Consider the following 15581-nt stretch of genomic DNA (forward strand, 5'->3'; position numbering starts at 1 on the left):
GACGGGCGTTCGACGCGCCCCGGTCCGGACGGTGGTCCGGGCCGGGGCGCCGGGCGCGGGATGATGGACGACGTGCCAGCGCCCGAGATCATCCCCCTCACCGACCCCGCCGACGAGCGCCTCGCCGACTACGTCTCGCTGACCGACGTCGCGCTGCGCTCCAAGCACGAGCCCGCGAAGGGCCTGTACATCGCGGAGAGCTCCACGGTGCTGCGCCGCGCGATCGACGCCGGGCACCGGCCACGGTCGGTGCTGGTGTCACCACGCTGGCTGCCCGACCTGGAGGAGATGCTCGCGAGCCTGCCCGACGACGGCACGCGCGTGCCCGTCTACGTCGCCGAGCCCGACGTGCTCGAGGCCATCACCGGCTTCCACGTCCACCGCGGGGCGCTCGCGGCGATGCACCGGCCGGTGCTGCCGTCCGTGGAGGACGTGCTGCGCGGGGCGCGCGGCGGCAACGGGGCTCGACGGGTGGCCGTGCTCGAGGACATCGTGGACCACACCAACGTCGGCGCCGCGTTCCGCTCGGCGGCGGCGCTGGGCGTCGACGCGGTGCTGGTCACGCCGCGCTGCGCCGACCCGCTCTACCGGCGCTCGGTGCGCGTGTCGATGGGCACGGTGTTCCAGGTGCCGTGGACCCGCATCGACGAGTGGCCCGCCGGGATGGAGACCCTGCGCGACGCCGGTTTCGTCACGGCGGCCCTCGCGCTCTCCGACGACTCGATCAGCCTCGACGCGCTCGAGCGCGACCTGCCGGAGCGGCTCGCGCTGATCCTCGGCGCCGAGGGGCACGGGCTGAAGGCGACGACGGTCGCGGCGGCCGACCTGACGGTGCGCATCCCGATGGCGGGGGGAGTTGACTCGCTCAACGTGGCCGCGGCGGCGGCGGTCGCGTTCTGGGCCACTCGCGCCACGTCCTGACACGGCAGACCTCGAGCGGCCTAGGCTCGCGGACGTGACGGCCATCATCCGGCCCGCCGACGACGCGGACCTGCAGGGCCTGCTGGGGCTCTATGGCGAGCTGAACCCTGACGACTCGGCATTGCCTGACGCTCGCGCGCAGGAGGTGTGGGCGGCGGTCCGCAGCCAGCGGGGCCGGACGATCCTGGTCGCCGTCGTCGGCGACGCACTGGCAGGCAGCATCGACTGCGTGGTCCTGCCGAACCTCACCCGTGGTGGGCGGTCCATCATGTTCGTGGAGAACGTCATCGTCGCGCGGCAGCACCGTCGGCGTGGGATCGGGCGGCTGTTGATGGACGCGGCGCTGTCGCTCGCTGAGTCGACCCGTTGCTACAAGATCCAACTCTTGGCGGCGGACAGCGAGGAAGCGCACGACTTCTACGCCGCGTCCGAGTACCGGCCGCTGGCGCAGGGATTCCGGCGCTACCTCGACGAGCCGGCACGCATCGGACATCACCGCCCATGACCGAGGAGCTGGTGGCCAAGGAGTGCGTCTTCTGCGCCATCGTGGCGGGCCATGCGGAAGCCAGCATGGTGTTTGAGGACGAGACCGTTGCCGTGTGGATGGACCTGAACCCCGTCACGCACGGGCACCTACTCGTGGCGCCACGGAGGCACGCCGTCGGCCTCGAAGACCTTGATGGCGTCACGAGCGCTCACGTGTGGTCGGTTGGCCACGACATGGCGACGGCGAAGCCGCCTTCCAGACGGTCTTCCATTTCCACTTGCACGTGATCCCTCGCTACCCAGGAGACGGCCTGGGGGAGCCTTTCAAGGTCGAGACTCACGAACGCGAGAAGTCGCTGCGTGACAGCGACGCGCAAGCGATCAAAGCCGCCATCGCGTCAACCAACGAGGATGTCGCTCCTCCGTCCGAGACCAGATAACGCAGGCCGCGAGTCCTCACACGGGCGTCTGCGTCGGCAGGGTGAGGATCTCGGCGCCGTTGTCGGTGATGGCGATGGTGTGCTCGCTGTGGGCGGTGCGGCAGCCTGTGGCGCTGCGGAGCGTCCACCCGTCGGCGTCGGTGACGAGTTCTGCGGTGTCTGCCATGACCCAGGGCTCGAGGGCGAGCAGCAGCCCGGGGCGCAGCGTGTACCCGCGTCCGGGGCGTCCGGTGTTCGTGATGTGCGGGTCCTGGTGCATCGTCGATCCGATGCCGTGCCCGCCGAACTCGGTGTTGATGGGGTAGCCGGCCTCGCTGAGGACCGTGCCGATTGCGTGGGAGAGGTCGCCGATGCGGGCGCCCGGCCGGGCGGCGGCGATCCCGGCGGCCAGCGCGTTCTCGGTGGCGCGGATCATCGCGAGGCTGTCCGGGGGCTGTGACGCGCCCACGACGAAGCTGATGGCGGAGTCGGCCGCGATCCCGTCGAGGGACACGGCCAGGTCGAGGGTCAGCAGGTCGCCGTCGGCCAGCGCGTAGTCGTGGGGCAGCCCGTGGAGCACAGCGTCGTTGACGGAGGTGCAGATGTAGTGGCCGAAGGGCCCGCGCCCGAAGGAGGGCTCGTAGTCGACGTAGCAGGACTGCGCGCCGGCCTGGAGGATCATCTGCTGGGTCCAGCGGTCGATGTCGAGCAGGTTCGTGCCGACTGTGGCGCGGCTCCTGAGCGACTGCAAGATGCCGCCGACGAGGGCGCCCGTCTGCCTGGCTCGGGCCAGCTCGGTGGAGTTCAGGATCTCGATCATGGGGGGAGCCCTCTCGACGACAGAAGCCAATAACTATACCGGCCATAGTATCCCGGTATTAGTATCGGCCACATGGTCAGACTGCCCCTCACTCCCGCCGAGGTCGAGCGCGGACAGCGCCTAGGAGCCCTGCTGCGTCGCGCCCGGGGCCAGCGCTCGATGCTCGAGGTCGCCCTCGACGCGAGGGTGTCGCCAGAGACCCTGCGGAAGATCGAGTCGGGCCGCGTCGCGACGCCCGCCTTCCCGACCATCGCGGCAATCGCTGCTGTCCTCGGCCTCTCCCTCGACGACGTGTGGGCCGAGATCAACCAGCCGGTGCCAGGGGTCGAGCCGGCGACTGCCGCCGCCTTCGCGCGACTGGCTAGTCGTCGCGACTAGGGGACGTCTCCCCTCAAGGGTGCTGGGTAGAAGTCGATCAACGTCCTCTCTGGAAATGCGGAGGGATGTCGTGCCTGCCTTCGATAGGACGCGAGATGCCCCGACGAACAGCAGTCGACGCCCGCGATGGTGGCGAGCGCCGAGGTGGCGCGCTTCGGTCAGGGCCGAGTGCTGAGCCACGTGGTGAGGTAGTGCCGGAAGGGCGCCGGTTGCTCAATCCACGGGTAGTGGCCGCAGTCTGCGATCAAGGCCAGGTCAGCGCTGAGAAGCGCTGCGTAGTCCCTGACCGGCTGCACGCCGGTGAGGAGGTCTTGGTCGCCGCCGATGACGAGGCTTCGAGGCGAGCGCATCGTGCGGATGCGTTCGACGGCGTCGTCGGGGATGTCGGTGAACCACGCGGAGGCCGCTGCCAGGCTGACGGCCCCGACGTCCGCATGCGCCTGTTCCGTAGGGGTCCAGTGTGCGTAGCTGGCCGGAGCCTGCCGGCGGAAGGACTCTCGGAAGTCGGATTCTGTGCTGGGCTCGTCGGTCGACATCGCGATGAGAGCATCGAGTGCTTCGCGCTCGGCGTGTTCGGCGGCGATCGACTCGATATCGGAGGGTGTGCCGGTCAACCAAGTCGCCGGTGGTGTGACGAGCGCCATGGATCGCACTCGGTCGGGGAACTGCGCTGCGGCGGCTAGGGCGAGCCGAGTTCCGGCAGAGTGAGCCACCAGGTCAATGGTGTCGAGGCCGAGTGCATCGGCCAGCGTGATGACGTCCGCTGCGTCGGTCCACCATCCGCGCGAGATGCCCCCGCTCCTTGGCGTTCCTCGGGGGTGGAGGACTGCCAGTGCGTGATCGCTTCCCAGGCCGGCGAACTCGCCCAAGTACTCAGGGCCGCGGCAGGGGCCGCCGGGCAGGACGATCGCCGGCTCTCCGAGGGCTTCTCCGAGAGTGGAGACGGCGAAGGGCAATCGAAGGTCATCGACGCGCACGCCGCAGCCTTTCACGTTGGCGGTGCGCACGACCGCTCGAATCTGATCGTCTTTCGCGGATGTCGCCTCGTCTCCGGTGTGGCGGCGTCCGCCAGTGAGCGCGTGGACGATGGGCCCGCTGCGTCCGTCGGCCAAGTCCTCTCAGCGTGCTCCAGCTTTCCGTTGGCGACGCCCTTGCGGAAGGATGCGGTGCTAGCCTTCCGTAAGAGCGCGAGATGGGGAAGCTTATGAGTCGAGAGCTCGTCACCCCTGGGTGGCCGCCACTCGGAGTCGAGCGTCGCGAGTGGACCTCGCGCATCGACCCCGGGCGTCTCGACGTCTGGGAGCGCATCCGGATCGCTCGGCCCTACGACGCGAGCGTTCCGGCGTTCATCGCGCCCCTCGAGGTGCGGCTGGAGCCCGAGACGGCCGCGATCGTGGCCTCGGCGAGCGCCGAAGTGGTGCGGTTCGACGCCGAGATGGCGGCCATGCCCGTCCCCATGCCCGCCATCCTGCTGCGCAGCGAGTCGGCGTCCAGCTCCCAGATCGAGCGGCTGACGTCCAACGCCCGCAACCTGGCCATCGCCGAGTTAGACCTGGGGTCGCGGCAGAACGCCGAGCTCGTCGTTGCCAATGTCCGCGCGATGCAGCGCGCCCTGGACGTGGGGACCGGCATCACGCGGCGCTCGATCATCGAGACGCACCAGAGGCTGCTCGAGCACTCCGACCCCGAGATCGTCGGCGGGCTGCGGAGCGAGCAGGTGTGGGTGGGGGGCTCGGACGCGAGCCCGCACGGCGCCGAGTTCGTCCCGCCGCACGCTGATCGCGTGTCAGCGCTTATCGACGACCTCGTCGATTTCTCCGCCCGGGACGACATCCCGGTGCTCGCCCACGCGGCACTCGTCCATGCGCAGTTCGAGACGATCCACCCGTTCCTCGACGGCAACGGCCGCACCGGCCGCGCGATCATGCACACCCTGCTGCGCGGGCGTGGCTTGACTCGGCACTCCACCGTGCCGGTCTCCTCGGGGCTGCTGCGTGACACGGCCCGGTACTTCCAGGCGCTCACCGCCTACCGGGAGGGCCACCACGACGCGATCGTCGCCGAGACGGCGCGCGCCGCGTTCGCCGCCGTGTCGAACGGGCGGCAACTCGCCTCCGAGATGGCCGCGATCCGTGAGACGGCCCGCGCAAGCCTCGTGGCCCGAGCCGACTCCGCCGCCTGGCCGCTGATCGACCTGCTGATGCGCCAACCGGTGGTCAACGCCGAACGAGTGGCCCGCGAGCTCGGCGTCACCACACGCACTGCCCGCAACGCTCTGGACCTCCTGGCAGAGGCGGGTGTCGTGGCCCTGGCGAGCACCGCGAAGCGTGACCGCATCTGGCAGATCACCGCGGTCACGGACGCGATGGACGCCTTCGCGCGGCGGGCTGGTCGTCGGGCGAACGGATAGCGCCTCGCGTCACGAGGGGCGGCTGGCGCCGGTGAGCGCGCGGACGATGGGGCCGGCGACCTCCGGGTCGGCCAAGTAGTCCTCGACGGCATGTGGGGAGGACGGGTTGTTCGTCCGCTCGTCCCGGATCGCCTCGCCACCGGTGAAGAGCGGCCCCAGCGGGTGGACCAGGGCGATGACGTCACGGACGTCGTAGGCGTTGACCCAGCCAGGCGCGGCGGGCTCCCACGGTTGGATGGCCTCGGGCACGGGGCGGTGCTCGGTGCCGGCGCCCGGCCCGCTCAGGTGGCGGCGCACCACGCGCAGGCCCAGCGGCGACCCTGTGGTGGCGAGCAGCCGGATCACGACCCCGGGCGGCAGGCTCTGGCAGGCGTCGTAGGCGACCACGCTGCCCAGGCTGTGGCCGATCACGACCAGGTCGGTGTGCCCGTCGTCGACCGCCGACGCCACCGACCTGTGCACCACGCCCTGCACCAGGGTGCGCAGCCCCACATCGGTCAGGTAGTAGGCCACGTCCCGGTAGAACTGCTCGATGACCCACGCGGCCAGCCCGGTCTTCACGGCGAGGAACTGGAGCGCCGAGCGGGCGACCTGCAGCCGCAGGAAGTCGGACCACTCGACCTCCGGGTGGACGAGCTGCTCCGTGCGCCGGATCTCCTGGATCTCGGCCACGGCCGCGCGCCCGTCCGCGCCGGTCTGCGGCAGCCGGTCCTCGGCGCGGTACCCGGCGCCCTCGGCGGCGTCGATCAACATGTGCTGGATCAGCGCGTCCACGTCCTGGCCGCTCGCGAGGTCCGGCGGCGGGCCGCCCGCGGCGTCGAGATCGGCCACGCGGGCTGCGAGGTCGTTCCCGTAGAAGGGGAGGTGGACGGCCTCCAACGTCGGCGGCCCCTCGGCTGCGAGGACCGCGCCCTTCGCGAGCCCGGCCAGCCACAGGCGGGTCAGGGCGGCGACGTGCCGCGCGACGTCCTCCGGCGACCGGCCCATGCCCAAGGGCATCTGCTGGCCACGCCCATGCACCAGGAGCAGAGCGGTCATGACTGCCTCCGTCGTCGGCGATGCCGCGTCCGACGCGTCGCGCCGTCGCCCTTGCATCGTGGCACGGACCCGCTCGCGGGGCGCACGCAGCAGGCGTTTCGCCGCGTGATCCTGCTGGAGGACGAGTGAGATACAAGCGGGATGCGAGTCGCGCGAGGCGGTTGCGGGCCCGCCCGGACCGGCGCAATGTCGAGATGTGGGGTCCCCGACCGGGTGGCCGCCACGCCGGCGACGGAGGCCCGTGATGTCGCAAGATCCCCACCCGCCCGGCCCTGGCCCCGAGGCTCCGGCCCTGCCCGGCGACCTGCTCGCGAGCCTGGGCGCAGGCGCCGGAGACGTGGCCGATCGGGTGCTCGCCGCCCTGCTCGGCTCCCAGGAGCTGCACGCGCTCTACGCGGGCGACCGCCTCGGTTGGTACCGGTCGCTCGCGGAGCATGGCGCGTCCACGGCCGAGGAGCTCGCGCGGCGCACCGGCACCGACGCCCGGTACACCCGCGAATGGCTCGAGCACCAGGCGGCGGTCGGCTACCTCACGGTCGAGGCCACCCCTGTCGCCGCGCCGGGCGCGGAGCCTGCCGCCGAGGCGGACGCGCGCCGCTTCGCCCTGACCCCGGGCGCGCAGGAGGTGCTCACCGACATGGCCTCGTTGGCCTACCTGGCGCCCTTCGGGCGGCTGGCCGCAGCCTCCTGGCGGGTGATCGACGAGACCGTCGAGGCCTACCGCACCGGCACGGGCGTCAGCTGGGCGCGCCTGGGCGCCGACGCGCGGGAAGCCCAGGCCGCTCTCAACCGCCCGTTCTTCCTGCGCCAGCTCGCCCAGGAGGTCGTGCCCCAGCTCCCCGCGCTCGCGGCGCTGCTCGCGGACGGCGCCCGCGTCGCGGACATCGGGTGCGGCGAGGGCTGGTCGTCGATCGCGTTCGCGCTCGGGTTCCCCACCGCGCGGGTGGACGGCATCGACCTGGACGGGCCGTCAGTGGCGGCCGCCCACGGGCACGCGCGGCAGGCGGGCGTGGGGGACAGGGTGCGGTTCGTCGAGGCGGACGCCGCGGGGTACGCGGACGCTGGCCCCGGCCACGCCGGCGCCTACGACGTGGTGACCGCCTTCGAGTGCGTGCACGACCTGCGCGACCCGGTGGGCGTGCTGCGCGGCATGCGGGCGCTCGCGGACCCACAGGGGTACGTGCTCGTCGTCGACGAGCGCACCGAGCCGGCGTTCAGCGCGCCCGCCGGTGTCGCGGAGCGGCTGTTCTACGGCTACTCGCTCACGGTGTGCCTGCCCGACGCGCTCGCCGAGGCGCCCAGCGCGGGCACCGGGACCGTGATGCGGCCCGACGTGCTGGCCGGGTACGCGCACGCGGCGGGGTTCGACGACGTCGAGGTGCTAGGCGTCGAGCACGACACCTTCCGGTTCTACCGGTTGGTGCTCTGACGCCTCGCTCCAGTGGCATCCGGGCCGGTGGCATCCGCTCCAGTGGCATCCGGGCCGGTGGCATCCGGGCCGGTGGCATCGCGGTCCGGTGGCGTCGCGGTTGGGACTCAGGGCAGCGCGAGCCCGTCCACGACCTCGGCGCCCGGCGCGGTGGCGAGCAGGGCGCCCGGCAGGGCCAGCTTCGAGCGGCGCAGGCCGCTGCCGATGATCACCGGGTCGCCCGCCGGGTCCGGCGCGGCCACCCGGGCGTCCACCAGCACGCGGTACCCGTCGGGCAGGCCGATCGGGGTGATCCCGCCGTACTCCATGCCCGACTCCTGCGTGGCGCGGTCCATCGGCAGGAATGACGCCTTGCGGACGTCCAGCAGCCGCTTGACCGCGTTGTTCACGTCGGCCCGGGTCGTGGCGCGCACGACGGCCGCGGCGATGCGCTCCGCGCCCTCGCGGCGGCCCGCGACGAGCACGCAGTTGACCGACGCGGACAGCGGCAGGCCATGCGCCTCCGTCATCGCGGCGGTGTCGGCGAGGTCGGGGTCGATCTCGGCGACGACCACGGACTCGGCGACGGATGGCTCCACGGCCGCCCAGCCGCTGAGCGCGGCGAACGTGGGCTCGGCCAGCAGCTCGGGGTGGTCGAGGGCGCGCAGCCAGGTCAGGGTCCCGAGGGTCGTCACGGTCATGAGGGCGAGGCTAGCGAGGGGCCTGGCGGGCTGGCGTGGCCGTCCGGCCCGCGTCACGGCGGAGCGCGGTCAGCGCTGGGCGGTGCCCATCAGGACCCCGCGGGCCAGCGTGTGCCGCACTGCCGCGAGGGAGACGGCGCCGGGCATCGCGCCCACCGTCACCCCCAGGCGCTCCACATCCAACGCGTGCACCGCGATGTAGTACCGGTGCGGGCGGTCGCCGTGGGGCGGCCCGGCCCCCTCGTATCCCGCGAGCCCGTGGTCGCCGCGCACATGGAAGGCGCCAGGCGGCAGCCGGTTCCCCTCGGGGGTCCCGACGCCGTGCGCCAGCGACGTCGTGGTGACGGGCACGTCGACCAGCACCCAGTGCCAGAACCCGGAGGCGCCCGGCGCGTCGGGGTCGAAGACGTTGACCAGGAACGAGCGCGTCTGGGCGGGGAAGCCGGACCAGCTCAACTGCGGCGAGGCGTTGCCGCCCGGTGGCGCCTGCACCGAGTCCGGCAGCGGCTCGCCGTGGCGCACGTCCTCGCTGACGAGGTCGAACGACGCGACGTGCGGGAGCATCGCGTACGGCTCAGGGGCCAACGGGCGGGTCAGTGAGACGGCCATGAAGACCTCCGCGCGGGTCGGGGTCGGCTCGGCTCCCCGGCCGACCCCTCCATCATGCGCGGGGGTGTGGCCCGGCGCCTGTGGGGAGCCGGTCGCCGCCGCCGCGGCGCACATGCGAGCGGGCATGCTCGATCGCGTCGTCCAGGTCGGCGAACAGGTGGTGCTCGTGCTGCAGCTCCTCGAGCACCCCGACGGACTCCACGAGGCGCCGGTGCTCGGGACGCAGGCCCTTGAGCAGCACCACGATGCCGCGGCGCCGCAGGTCCGCGACGACCTCGGCGAGGGCGTTCGCCCCGCTCGTGTCCAGGACGTTGATCGAGGAGAGGCGCAGCACCACGACGCGCACGTCGGCGACCTGCGCCAGCTCGTCGAGGAAACGGCGCACGTCCGCGAAGAACAGCGCGCCGTCGATCCGGTACAGCGCGATGTGCTCGTTCAGCAGCGCGTGCTCCTCGGCCAGGCCCACGGCCTCCGTGTCGGAGGCGGGGATCTGCTCGCGGTGCAGGCCGCTGGCCCGGGCCACGGCGCGCAGGGCGAGCACCGCGGCGACGGCGATCCCGATCTCGACGGCCATCACCAGGTCGAACACGATCGTGGCGCCCAGCGTCAGCACGAAGACCAGCGCGCCGGACCGGCCCGATCGGCAGATCGAGCGGGCCGTCGGCAAGTCGATCATCCGGGCCGCCGTGACCAGCAGAACGCCCGCGAGCGCCGAGAGCGGGATCCGCGCGACCCACGGCGCGGCCGCGTAGACGATCACCGCGAGCACCCCCGCGTGCAGCAGCGCGGACATCCGGGTGCGGGCGCCGGCGCGCACGTTCACAGCGGTGCGGGCGATGGCGCCGGTCGCGGGCATGCCGCCGAACAGGCCGGAGGCGACGTTCGCCAGCCCCTGGCCCACGAGCTCGCGGTTGGGCTGGGTGCGGGGGATGTCGTCGGCCATCCCGTCGGCCACGCGCGCGGACAGGAGCGACTCGAGGGCGGCGAGCGCGGCCACGGCCAACGCCGCCGAGAACAGCGCGGAGGTGGTCTCGACGCTCGCTATCGGCACCGAGGGGGCGGGCAGGGAGGACGGGAGCGCGCCGATCCGGTCCACGCCCAGGCCCGTGAGCTCGACCAGCAGCGTCGCGGCCACCACGGCGACGAGGGAGGCGGGCAGGGTGCGGTTGACCCGCGGCAGCAGCGTCATGATCGCGATGACGAGCGCGACGACGCCGAGCGCGGGCAGCGCCGCGAGCCAGTCGACCTGGCCCAGGGTGCGCAGCGCGACGAGGGCCGCGTTCTCCCCGGCGGCCTTGGGGGTGTCCAGGGCCAGCGGGACCTGCTGCAGGGCGATGACGACGCCGATGCCCAGGGTGAACCCCTCGACCACGGGCCAGGGGATGTAGGCGACGAGCCGCCCGAGGCCCACGAGGCCGCCCAGGATGACCAGGCCGCCGGCCATGATCGAGACCACCGCGACGGACTCGGGGCCGTAGCGGGCCACGATGGGGATGAGCACGACTGTCATCGCGCCGGTGGGCCCGGAGACCTGCAGCTGGGAGCCGCCGAACACGGCCGCGACGGCGCCGGCGACGACGGCGGTGACGAGGCCCGCGGTGGCGCCCAGGCCGGAGGTGACCCCGAACCCGAGGGCGAGCGGCAAGGCGACGATGGCGACGGTGAGGCCGGCGACGGCGTCGGCGCGCCAGGAGCCGCGCAGCCCCGCGTAGTCGGAGCGGCGGGGGAGGGTGCGGCGCGCGAGCAGGGCCGCTGTGGCGCGCCAGTCGACCCGCGCCAGGAATGCCGGGGCGCTCATGGCCGCTCCTCGCGTTCGAGGTCGGCGAGCGCGGACTTCGCGCCGGCGAGGGTGTCGAGCAGCACGGTGCGGGCGGCGGCGAGCATCTGGGCCACCGCGGGGTGGGCGAGCGTGTAGTGCACGGCGTTGCCCTCTCGCCGCGCGGTGACGACTCCGGCGCGGCGCAGCACGGCCAGGTGCTGGGACAGGTGGGAGGCCTCGATCCCGATCTCGGCGAGCAGCTCGCTGACCTGGCGGGGCTGCTCGGCGAGCAGTTCCAGCGTGCGGATGCGCACGGGGTGGGCGAGGGCCTTGAACAGCTCGGCCTTGAACTCGTGGACGGGCCGGTCGACGCCCGGCGGGGGAAGGGGCACAGCTCTCCGATCACACGACTTGATGGATTCATCAATCCGTTGAGCGATCGTACGCCGTCTGGGGGCGCTCGATTGACAGCCGCTCAGATGTCAGCGTGTACTGGCATGATCGAACAGGTGTTCGAGATCTGTTCGATTTCGAGATGTGCTCGATAGGGAAGGGCGGGGCATGGAGACGGCGGTGCTGAGCCGGGAGGAGCGTGCGGCCCGTGCCCGCGCGGCGCTGGCCCACGCCGAGCAGCGGACCGGGGCGCGCCCCCTCGTGCTCCCCGGCGGGGAAGCCGTCCCCCGGCCGGCCGGGCCGGGGGCCAGTGGCATGGCGGAGGCGGACGTGGGGCCTCGGGGCGGCGCGGAGCCCTTCAATGGCGCGGAGCCTTTCAACGGCGCGGAGCCTTTCCTCGGCGCCGTGCTCTTCAGCGGTGCGGAGTCCGGCAGTGCGGAGGCCCGCCCCGTGGCCCCGGCCGAGGCGCCCCAGCGCTCGCTGCTCCTGAGCGAGCGGCCCTCATTGCCCGTTCCCGACGAGCTCGCGCCCCTGCTGCCCGACGGGCTGCGCCGGGGCAGCGCCCTGGCGGTCATCGGCTCCACCTCGCTGCTGCTCACCCTGCTCGCCCACGCGTGCGCCGAGGGCGCCTGGGCGGCCGTCGTCGGGCAGCCGAGCGTGGGCCTGCTCGCCGCGGCGCAGGCGGGGGTGGCCCTGGAGCGCCTCGCGCTGGTGCCCCGCCCCGGCCTCGACGCGCCGAGTGTGGTGGCCGCCCTGGTCGACGGCCTCGACGTCGTGCTCGTCGGGCCCGGCGCGGTGCTCGCCGACAGCGACCGGCGACGGCTCACAGCGCGCGCCCGCGACCGGGGGGCCGTGCTGCTCTCGAGCGTGGCGTGGCCGGGGGCGAACGTCGTCTTGACCGCCGCCAGCGAGCGGTGGAGCGGCGCCGAGGACGGCGCCGGGAGGCTGCGCGCGCATGACCTGCGCGTCACCCGCAGTGGACGTGGTGGCGCCGGCGTCCCGCAGAGCATCGGCCTGACACTCCCACTCGGCAGGTCGGCGGGCAGGCCCCCGCCCGTCCCGGGCGCTGGGCGAGGGCGTGGGGCGGCACGGGGGCCTGCGCCGCTGCGGTTGGTCGGATGAGCACGCGCACCACGGTCGTGTGGGTGCCGGATTGGCCGGTCGTGGCCGCCGTGCGCGGCGACGAGGTGGCCCCGCACCTGCCCGCCGCCGTCCACGACGGGCGGCGTCTCGTCGCCGTCTCCGCCCTCGCCCGCACACAGGGCGTGCGCCGGGGGATGCGCCGTCGGCAGGCGCAGGGCTGCTGCCCCGAGCTCGTGCTGCTCGCCGCCGACGAGGGGCGTGACGTGCGGCTCTTCGAACCCGTCGCCACAGCGGTCGAGACAGTCGTCGCGGGCATCGAGGTGGCCCGCGCCGGCCTGCTGCTGCTGCCGGCCGGGGGAGCCAGCCGCTACCACGGCTCGGAGGAGGTGCTCGCGGAGCGGATCGTCACGGCCGTCGCCCAGCGCACCGGCCACGAGGCCCACGTCGGGACGGCCGACGGGCTGCTCGCCGCGATCCTGGCCGCCCGCGAGGACGCGACGGTGCCACCCGGCGCCTCGCGTGACTACTTGGCCCCGCGCGGCATGAGCGAGCTCGCCCACGCCGCCGTCCAGGACGGCCTCGACGCCCAGGTGCGCGATCTTGTGGACCTGCTCGGCCGATTGGGCCTGCGGGTCCTCGGCGACCTCGCCGCCCTGCCCGACGGGGACGTGCAGGCCCGGTTCGGCACGCTCGGCGCCTGGGCGCAGCTGCTCGCGCGCGGCCACGACGCCCGCCCGCCGGCTCGCCGCCGCCCGGAGACAGACCTCGAGGTGTCCTGCGAGCTCGACCCGCCGGCCCACCGGGTCGACATCGCCACCTTCATGGGCAGGCGGCTCGCGGAGGAGCTCCACGCGCTGCTCATGGAGCACTCGGTCACCTGCGGGCGCCTCCAGATCACCGCCCGCACCGACGAGGGCGAGGACCTGGTCCGGGTGTGGCGCACCGACACGGGCGGGCTCGGCGGGCTCACCGCCGCGCGCATCACCGACCGGATCCGCTGGCAGCTCGAGGGGTGGCTCACGTCGGGCGCGCTGACCCGGGCGCCCCAGGAGCCCGAGGACGCCCACCCGGTGGCCTTGGTGAGCCTGGCCCTGGCCGCGCAGGACGTCGCCCCGGCGGGCGCCGAGCAGGGCCGGCTGTGGGGCGGGGCCTCGGGCGGCGACCTGCGGGCGCATCGGGCCCTGGACCGGGTGCAGGGGCTCATCGGCGGTGACGGGGTGCTGACCGCGGCGCTGCAGGGCGGTCGGGACGTGCGCGACCAGGTGTCGCTGCGGCCCTGGGGTGACCAGACCGCCGCCCCGCGCCCCGCCGACCGGCCGTGGCCTGGGCGGTTGCCCGAGCCCGCGCCGGCCACGGTGCTGCCCGAGCCCGAGCCGGTGGAGGTGCGCACCGCCGCCGGGGAGCCGGTCCGCCTCGACGAGCGCTTCGTGATGAGCGGCAACCCCGCGACAGTGCGGGGCTCGCGCGACGGCACGGCCGAGCGTGCGGTGGTGGGGTGGGCGGGCCCATGGCCACTGGTCGAGCGGTGGTGGGCGCCGGGGGCCCGGCGCCGGGCGCATCTGCAGGTCAGCCTCGCCGACGGCGGCGCGCTGCTGCTCTCCTGGCAGGGGCGCTGGATGTGCGAGGGGGCCTACGACTGAGCCGCCAGCCCGTGGGGGCGAGCTGTCGACGGCGAACGGCGCCGTGCCCGGGGGAGGTGTGGCGCGCACCCGTCCTGGGCCCGTGACCTGGCAGTGTGGGCATTCGAGTGACGTGACGAGGAGGTCATCGCTGTGCTGCCCCACCTGACCGACCAGGGAGCCGCCCTGGGAACGAGCCCCCGGCCGGACCCGGCCATGTCGCATCGGATCGCCGACGTCACCGTGACGGTGCGCGACGCCCAGGGGCAGCCGCTGGCGGACGCGCCGGTGGTGGTCGCCCAGACCGCGCACCGCTTCCTGTTCGGCTGCATCGGGTTCGACCTGATCGACCTCGCGAACAGCGACGGCGAGGCTGGCGAGGCGGACCGGCGGTTGGCCGACCAGTGGCTCAGCCTCTTCAACGCCGCCACGCTGCCGTTCTACTGGGGGCAGTTCGAGCCGGAACGGGGCCGCCCCGACACCGCACGGCTGCTCCGCGCGGCCCGCTGGTTCGCCGATCGGGGATGCGCGGTCAAGGGCCACCCGCTGGCCTGGCACTCCGAATGCGCCGACTGGCTGCTCGACCTGCCTACCAGCGAGGTCGCGGACGTGTTGGACGCCCGCATCCGGCGCGACGTCGCCGACTTCGCGGGGGTGGTCGACACCTGGGACGCGATCAACGAGGTCGTCATCATGCCCGTGTTCGACAAGGTCCCCAACGCGATGACGCCGCTGTGCCGCGAGCGCGGGCGCATCCCGACCATCCGGCTGGCCTTCGACGCCGCCCGTCAGGCGAACCCGGCGGCGACCCTGCTGCTCAACGACTTCGACATGTCCACCGCCTTCGAGTGCCTCATCGAGGGCTGCCTCGAGGCGGGCATCGAGATCGACGCCATCGGGCTGCAGAGCCACATGCACCAGGGGGCCTGGGGCGAGGACCGCACCCTGGAGGTGCTCGACAGGTTCTCCCGCTACGGCCTGCCGCTGCACCTGACCGAGACGACCATCCTGTCCGGCGAGCTCATGCCCGCCCACCTCGAGGACCTCAACGACCACCAGGTCGACGAGTGGCCGTCCACTCCGGGGGGCGAGGAGCGCCAGGCGCGCGAGGTGGCGAGCTACTACCGGACGCTGCTGTCGCACCCGTCGGTGGAGGCCGCCACCTACTGGGGGCTGAGCGACGCGGGGATGTGGCTGGGGGCGCCCGGCGGCCTCGTGCGGGCCGACGGCACGCCGAAGCCGGCGTATGACGCCCTGCACGGGCTCGTGAAGGGGGAGTGGTGGCATGAGCCGCGCACTCTGGCCACCGATGCCCATGGACGTGTGAGTGTGCGGGGATTCCTCGGCGACTACAGCATCACCGCAGGCCAGGGCAGCGCGACGGTCACTCTCGACCGGGCGGGGGTCGCTGGCGCGGAGGTCCGGCTGGGCTGACTCGCGGGTCGCCGCGGGGCCGGGGGCAGGGTCGGGCGCAGGGCTGAGGCGAACGCTCGGCGGGCGTCGCCTGGTGGTTTGACGTCCCGGTGTCCGGCAGCGT

General features: G+C 73.6%; 15 protein-coding genes and 1 pseudogene. 9 read left to right on the forward strand and 7 right to left on the reverse strand.

Features of this window, described 5'->3' with window-relative positions; translation table 11 throughout:
* Positions 1 to 63: 63 nt before the first annotated feature.
* The 3 genes and pseudogenes from QUV83_RS14610 (at position 64) to QUV83_RS14620 (ending at position 1847) form a co-directional block, all read left to right on the forward strand.
* Complete coding sequence (locus QUV83_RS14610; protein ID WP_436231930.1) at positions 64 to 921, forward strand: TrmH family RNA methyltransferase; 858 nt, start codon at positions 64 to 66, stop codon at positions 919 to 921.
* 34 nt (positions 922 to 955) lie between these two features.
* Complete coding sequence (locus QUV83_RS14615) at positions 956 to 1426, forward strand: GNAT family N-acetyltransferase (RefSeq protein WP_289565587.1); 471 nt, start codon at positions 956 to 958, stop codon at positions 1424 to 1426.
* A gap of 65 nt (positions 1427 to 1491) precedes the next feature.
* Positions 1492 to 1847: pseudogene (locus QUV83_RS14620) on the forward strand (HIT family protein).
* A gap of 16 nt (positions 1848 to 1863) precedes the next feature.
* Here QUV83_RS14620 and map read toward each other — a convergent pair.
* Positions 1864 to 2646: a type I methionyl aminopeptidase gene (gene map, locus QUV83_RS14625; protein ID WP_289565589.1), complete on the reverse strand. Its 783-nt coding sequence runs from the start codon at positions 2644 to 2646 to the stop codon at positions 1864 to 1866.
* A 72-nt stretch (positions 2647 to 2718) separates the two neighbouring features.
* Between map and QUV83_RS14630 the strand changes: the two genes are divergently transcribed.
* The gene (locus QUV83_RS14630) at positions 2719 to 3024 is read left to right on the forward strand and encodes a helix-turn-helix transcriptional regulator (RefSeq protein WP_289565591.1); all 306 of its coding nucleotides are present in this window, start codon (positions 2719 to 2721) and stop codon (positions 3022 to 3024) included.
* Between the two features lie 158 nt (positions 3025 to 3182).
* Here the strand turns inward: QUV83_RS14630 and QUV83_RS14635 are convergent, their stop codons facing one another.
* Complete coding sequence (locus QUV83_RS14635) at positions 3183 to 4136, reverse strand: alpha/beta fold hydrolase (RefSeq protein WP_289565593.1); 954 nt, start codon at positions 4134 to 4136, stop codon at positions 3183 to 3185.
* 92 nt (positions 4137 to 4228) lie between these two features.
* Here QUV83_RS14635 and QUV83_RS14640 point away from each other — a divergent pair, with 92 nt between their 5' ends.
* Positions 4229 to 5434 carry a Fic family protein gene (locus tag QUV83_RS14640; RefSeq protein ID WP_289565595.1) on the forward strand — a complete coding sequence of 402 codons (1206 nt, stop codon included), beginning with the start codon at positions 4229 to 4231 and terminating at the stop codon, positions 5432 to 5434.
* A gap of 9 nt (positions 5435 to 5443) precedes the next feature.
* On the opposite strand, the gene QUV83_RS14645 is transcribed toward QUV83_RS14640, so the two are convergent.
* Positions 5444 to 6472: a hypothetical protein gene (locus QUV83_RS14645; RefSeq protein WP_289565597.1), complete on the reverse strand. Its 1029-nt coding sequence runs from the start codon at positions 6470 to 6472 to the stop codon at positions 5444 to 5446.
* Positions 6473 to 6716: 244 nt separating this feature from the next.
* On the opposite strand from QUV83_RS14645, the gene QUV83_RS14650 reads away from it, so the two are divergent.
* Entirely contained in the window at positions 6717 to 7901 is a 1185-nt protein-coding gene (locus tag QUV83_RS14650) for a class I SAM-dependent methyltransferase (protein WP_289565599.1), read from the forward strand.
* A 107-nt stretch (positions 7902 to 8008) separates the two neighbouring features.
* Here the strand turns inward: QUV83_RS14650 and QUV83_RS14655 are convergent, their stop codons facing one another.
* The 4 genes from QUV83_RS14655 to QUV83_RS14670 form a co-directional block, all read right to left on the reverse strand.
* A complete protein-coding gene (locus tag QUV83_RS14655) occupies positions 8009 to 8581 on the reverse strand; it encodes a YbaK/EbsC family protein (protein WP_289565601.1) in 573 nt (190 codons plus the stop codon).
* Between the two features lie 69 nt (positions 8582 to 8650).
* Positions 8651 to 9190, reverse strand: a complete 540-nt coding sequence (locus QUV83_RS14660) for a YbhB/YbcL family Raf kinase inhibitor-like protein (protein WP_289565602.1) — start codon at positions 9188 to 9190, stop codon at positions 8651 to 8653.
* A 52-nt stretch (positions 9191 to 9242) separates the two neighbouring features.
* Positions 9243 to 10988 (reverse strand): SulP family inorganic anion transporter, encoded by a 1746-nt coding sequence (locus QUV83_RS14665; RefSeq protein ID WP_289565604.1) that lies wholly within the window; start codon positions 10986 to 10988, stop codon positions 9243 to 9245.
* The gene (locus tag QUV83_RS14670) at positions 10985 to 11341 is read right to left on the reverse strand and encodes an ArsR/SmtB family transcription factor (protein ID WP_289565606.1); all 357 of its coding nucleotides are present in this window, start codon (positions 11339 to 11341) and stop codon (positions 10985 to 10987) included. Before QUV83_RS14670 ends, QUV83_RS14665 begins: the two co-directional genes overlap by 4 nt.
* 169 nt (positions 11342 to 11510) lie before the next feature.
* Here QUV83_RS14670 and QUV83_RS14675 point away from each other — a divergent pair, with 169 nt between their 5' ends.
* From QUV83_RS14675 to QUV83_RS14685, 3 genes are all read left to right on the forward strand, one after another.
* Entirely contained in the window at positions 11511 to 12464 is a 954-nt protein-coding gene (locus QUV83_RS14675; RefSeq protein WP_289565608.1) for a hypothetical protein, read from the forward strand.
* The gene (locus QUV83_RS14680) at positions 12461 to 14065 is read left to right on the forward strand and encodes a DNA polymerase Y family protein (protein ID WP_289565610.1); all 1605 of its coding nucleotides are present in this window, start codon (positions 12461 to 12463) and stop codon (positions 14063 to 14065) included. Before QUV83_RS14675 ends, QUV83_RS14680 begins: the two co-directional genes overlap by 4 nt.
* Before the next feature lie 195 nt (positions 14066 to 14260).
* Positions 14261 to 15478: an endo-1,4-beta-xylanase gene (locus QUV83_RS14685; RefSeq protein WP_289565689.1), complete on the forward strand. Its 1218-nt coding sequence runs from the start codon at positions 14261 to 14263 to the stop codon at positions 15476 to 15478.
* Positions 15479 to 15581: the final 103 nt, after the last annotated feature.

Source organism: Cellulomonas cellasea (assembly GCF_030372105.1).
Taxonomy (GTDB): domain Bacteria; phylum Actinomycetota; class Actinomycetes; order Actinomycetales; family Cellulomonadaceae; genus Cellulomonas_A; species Cellulomonas_A cellasea_A.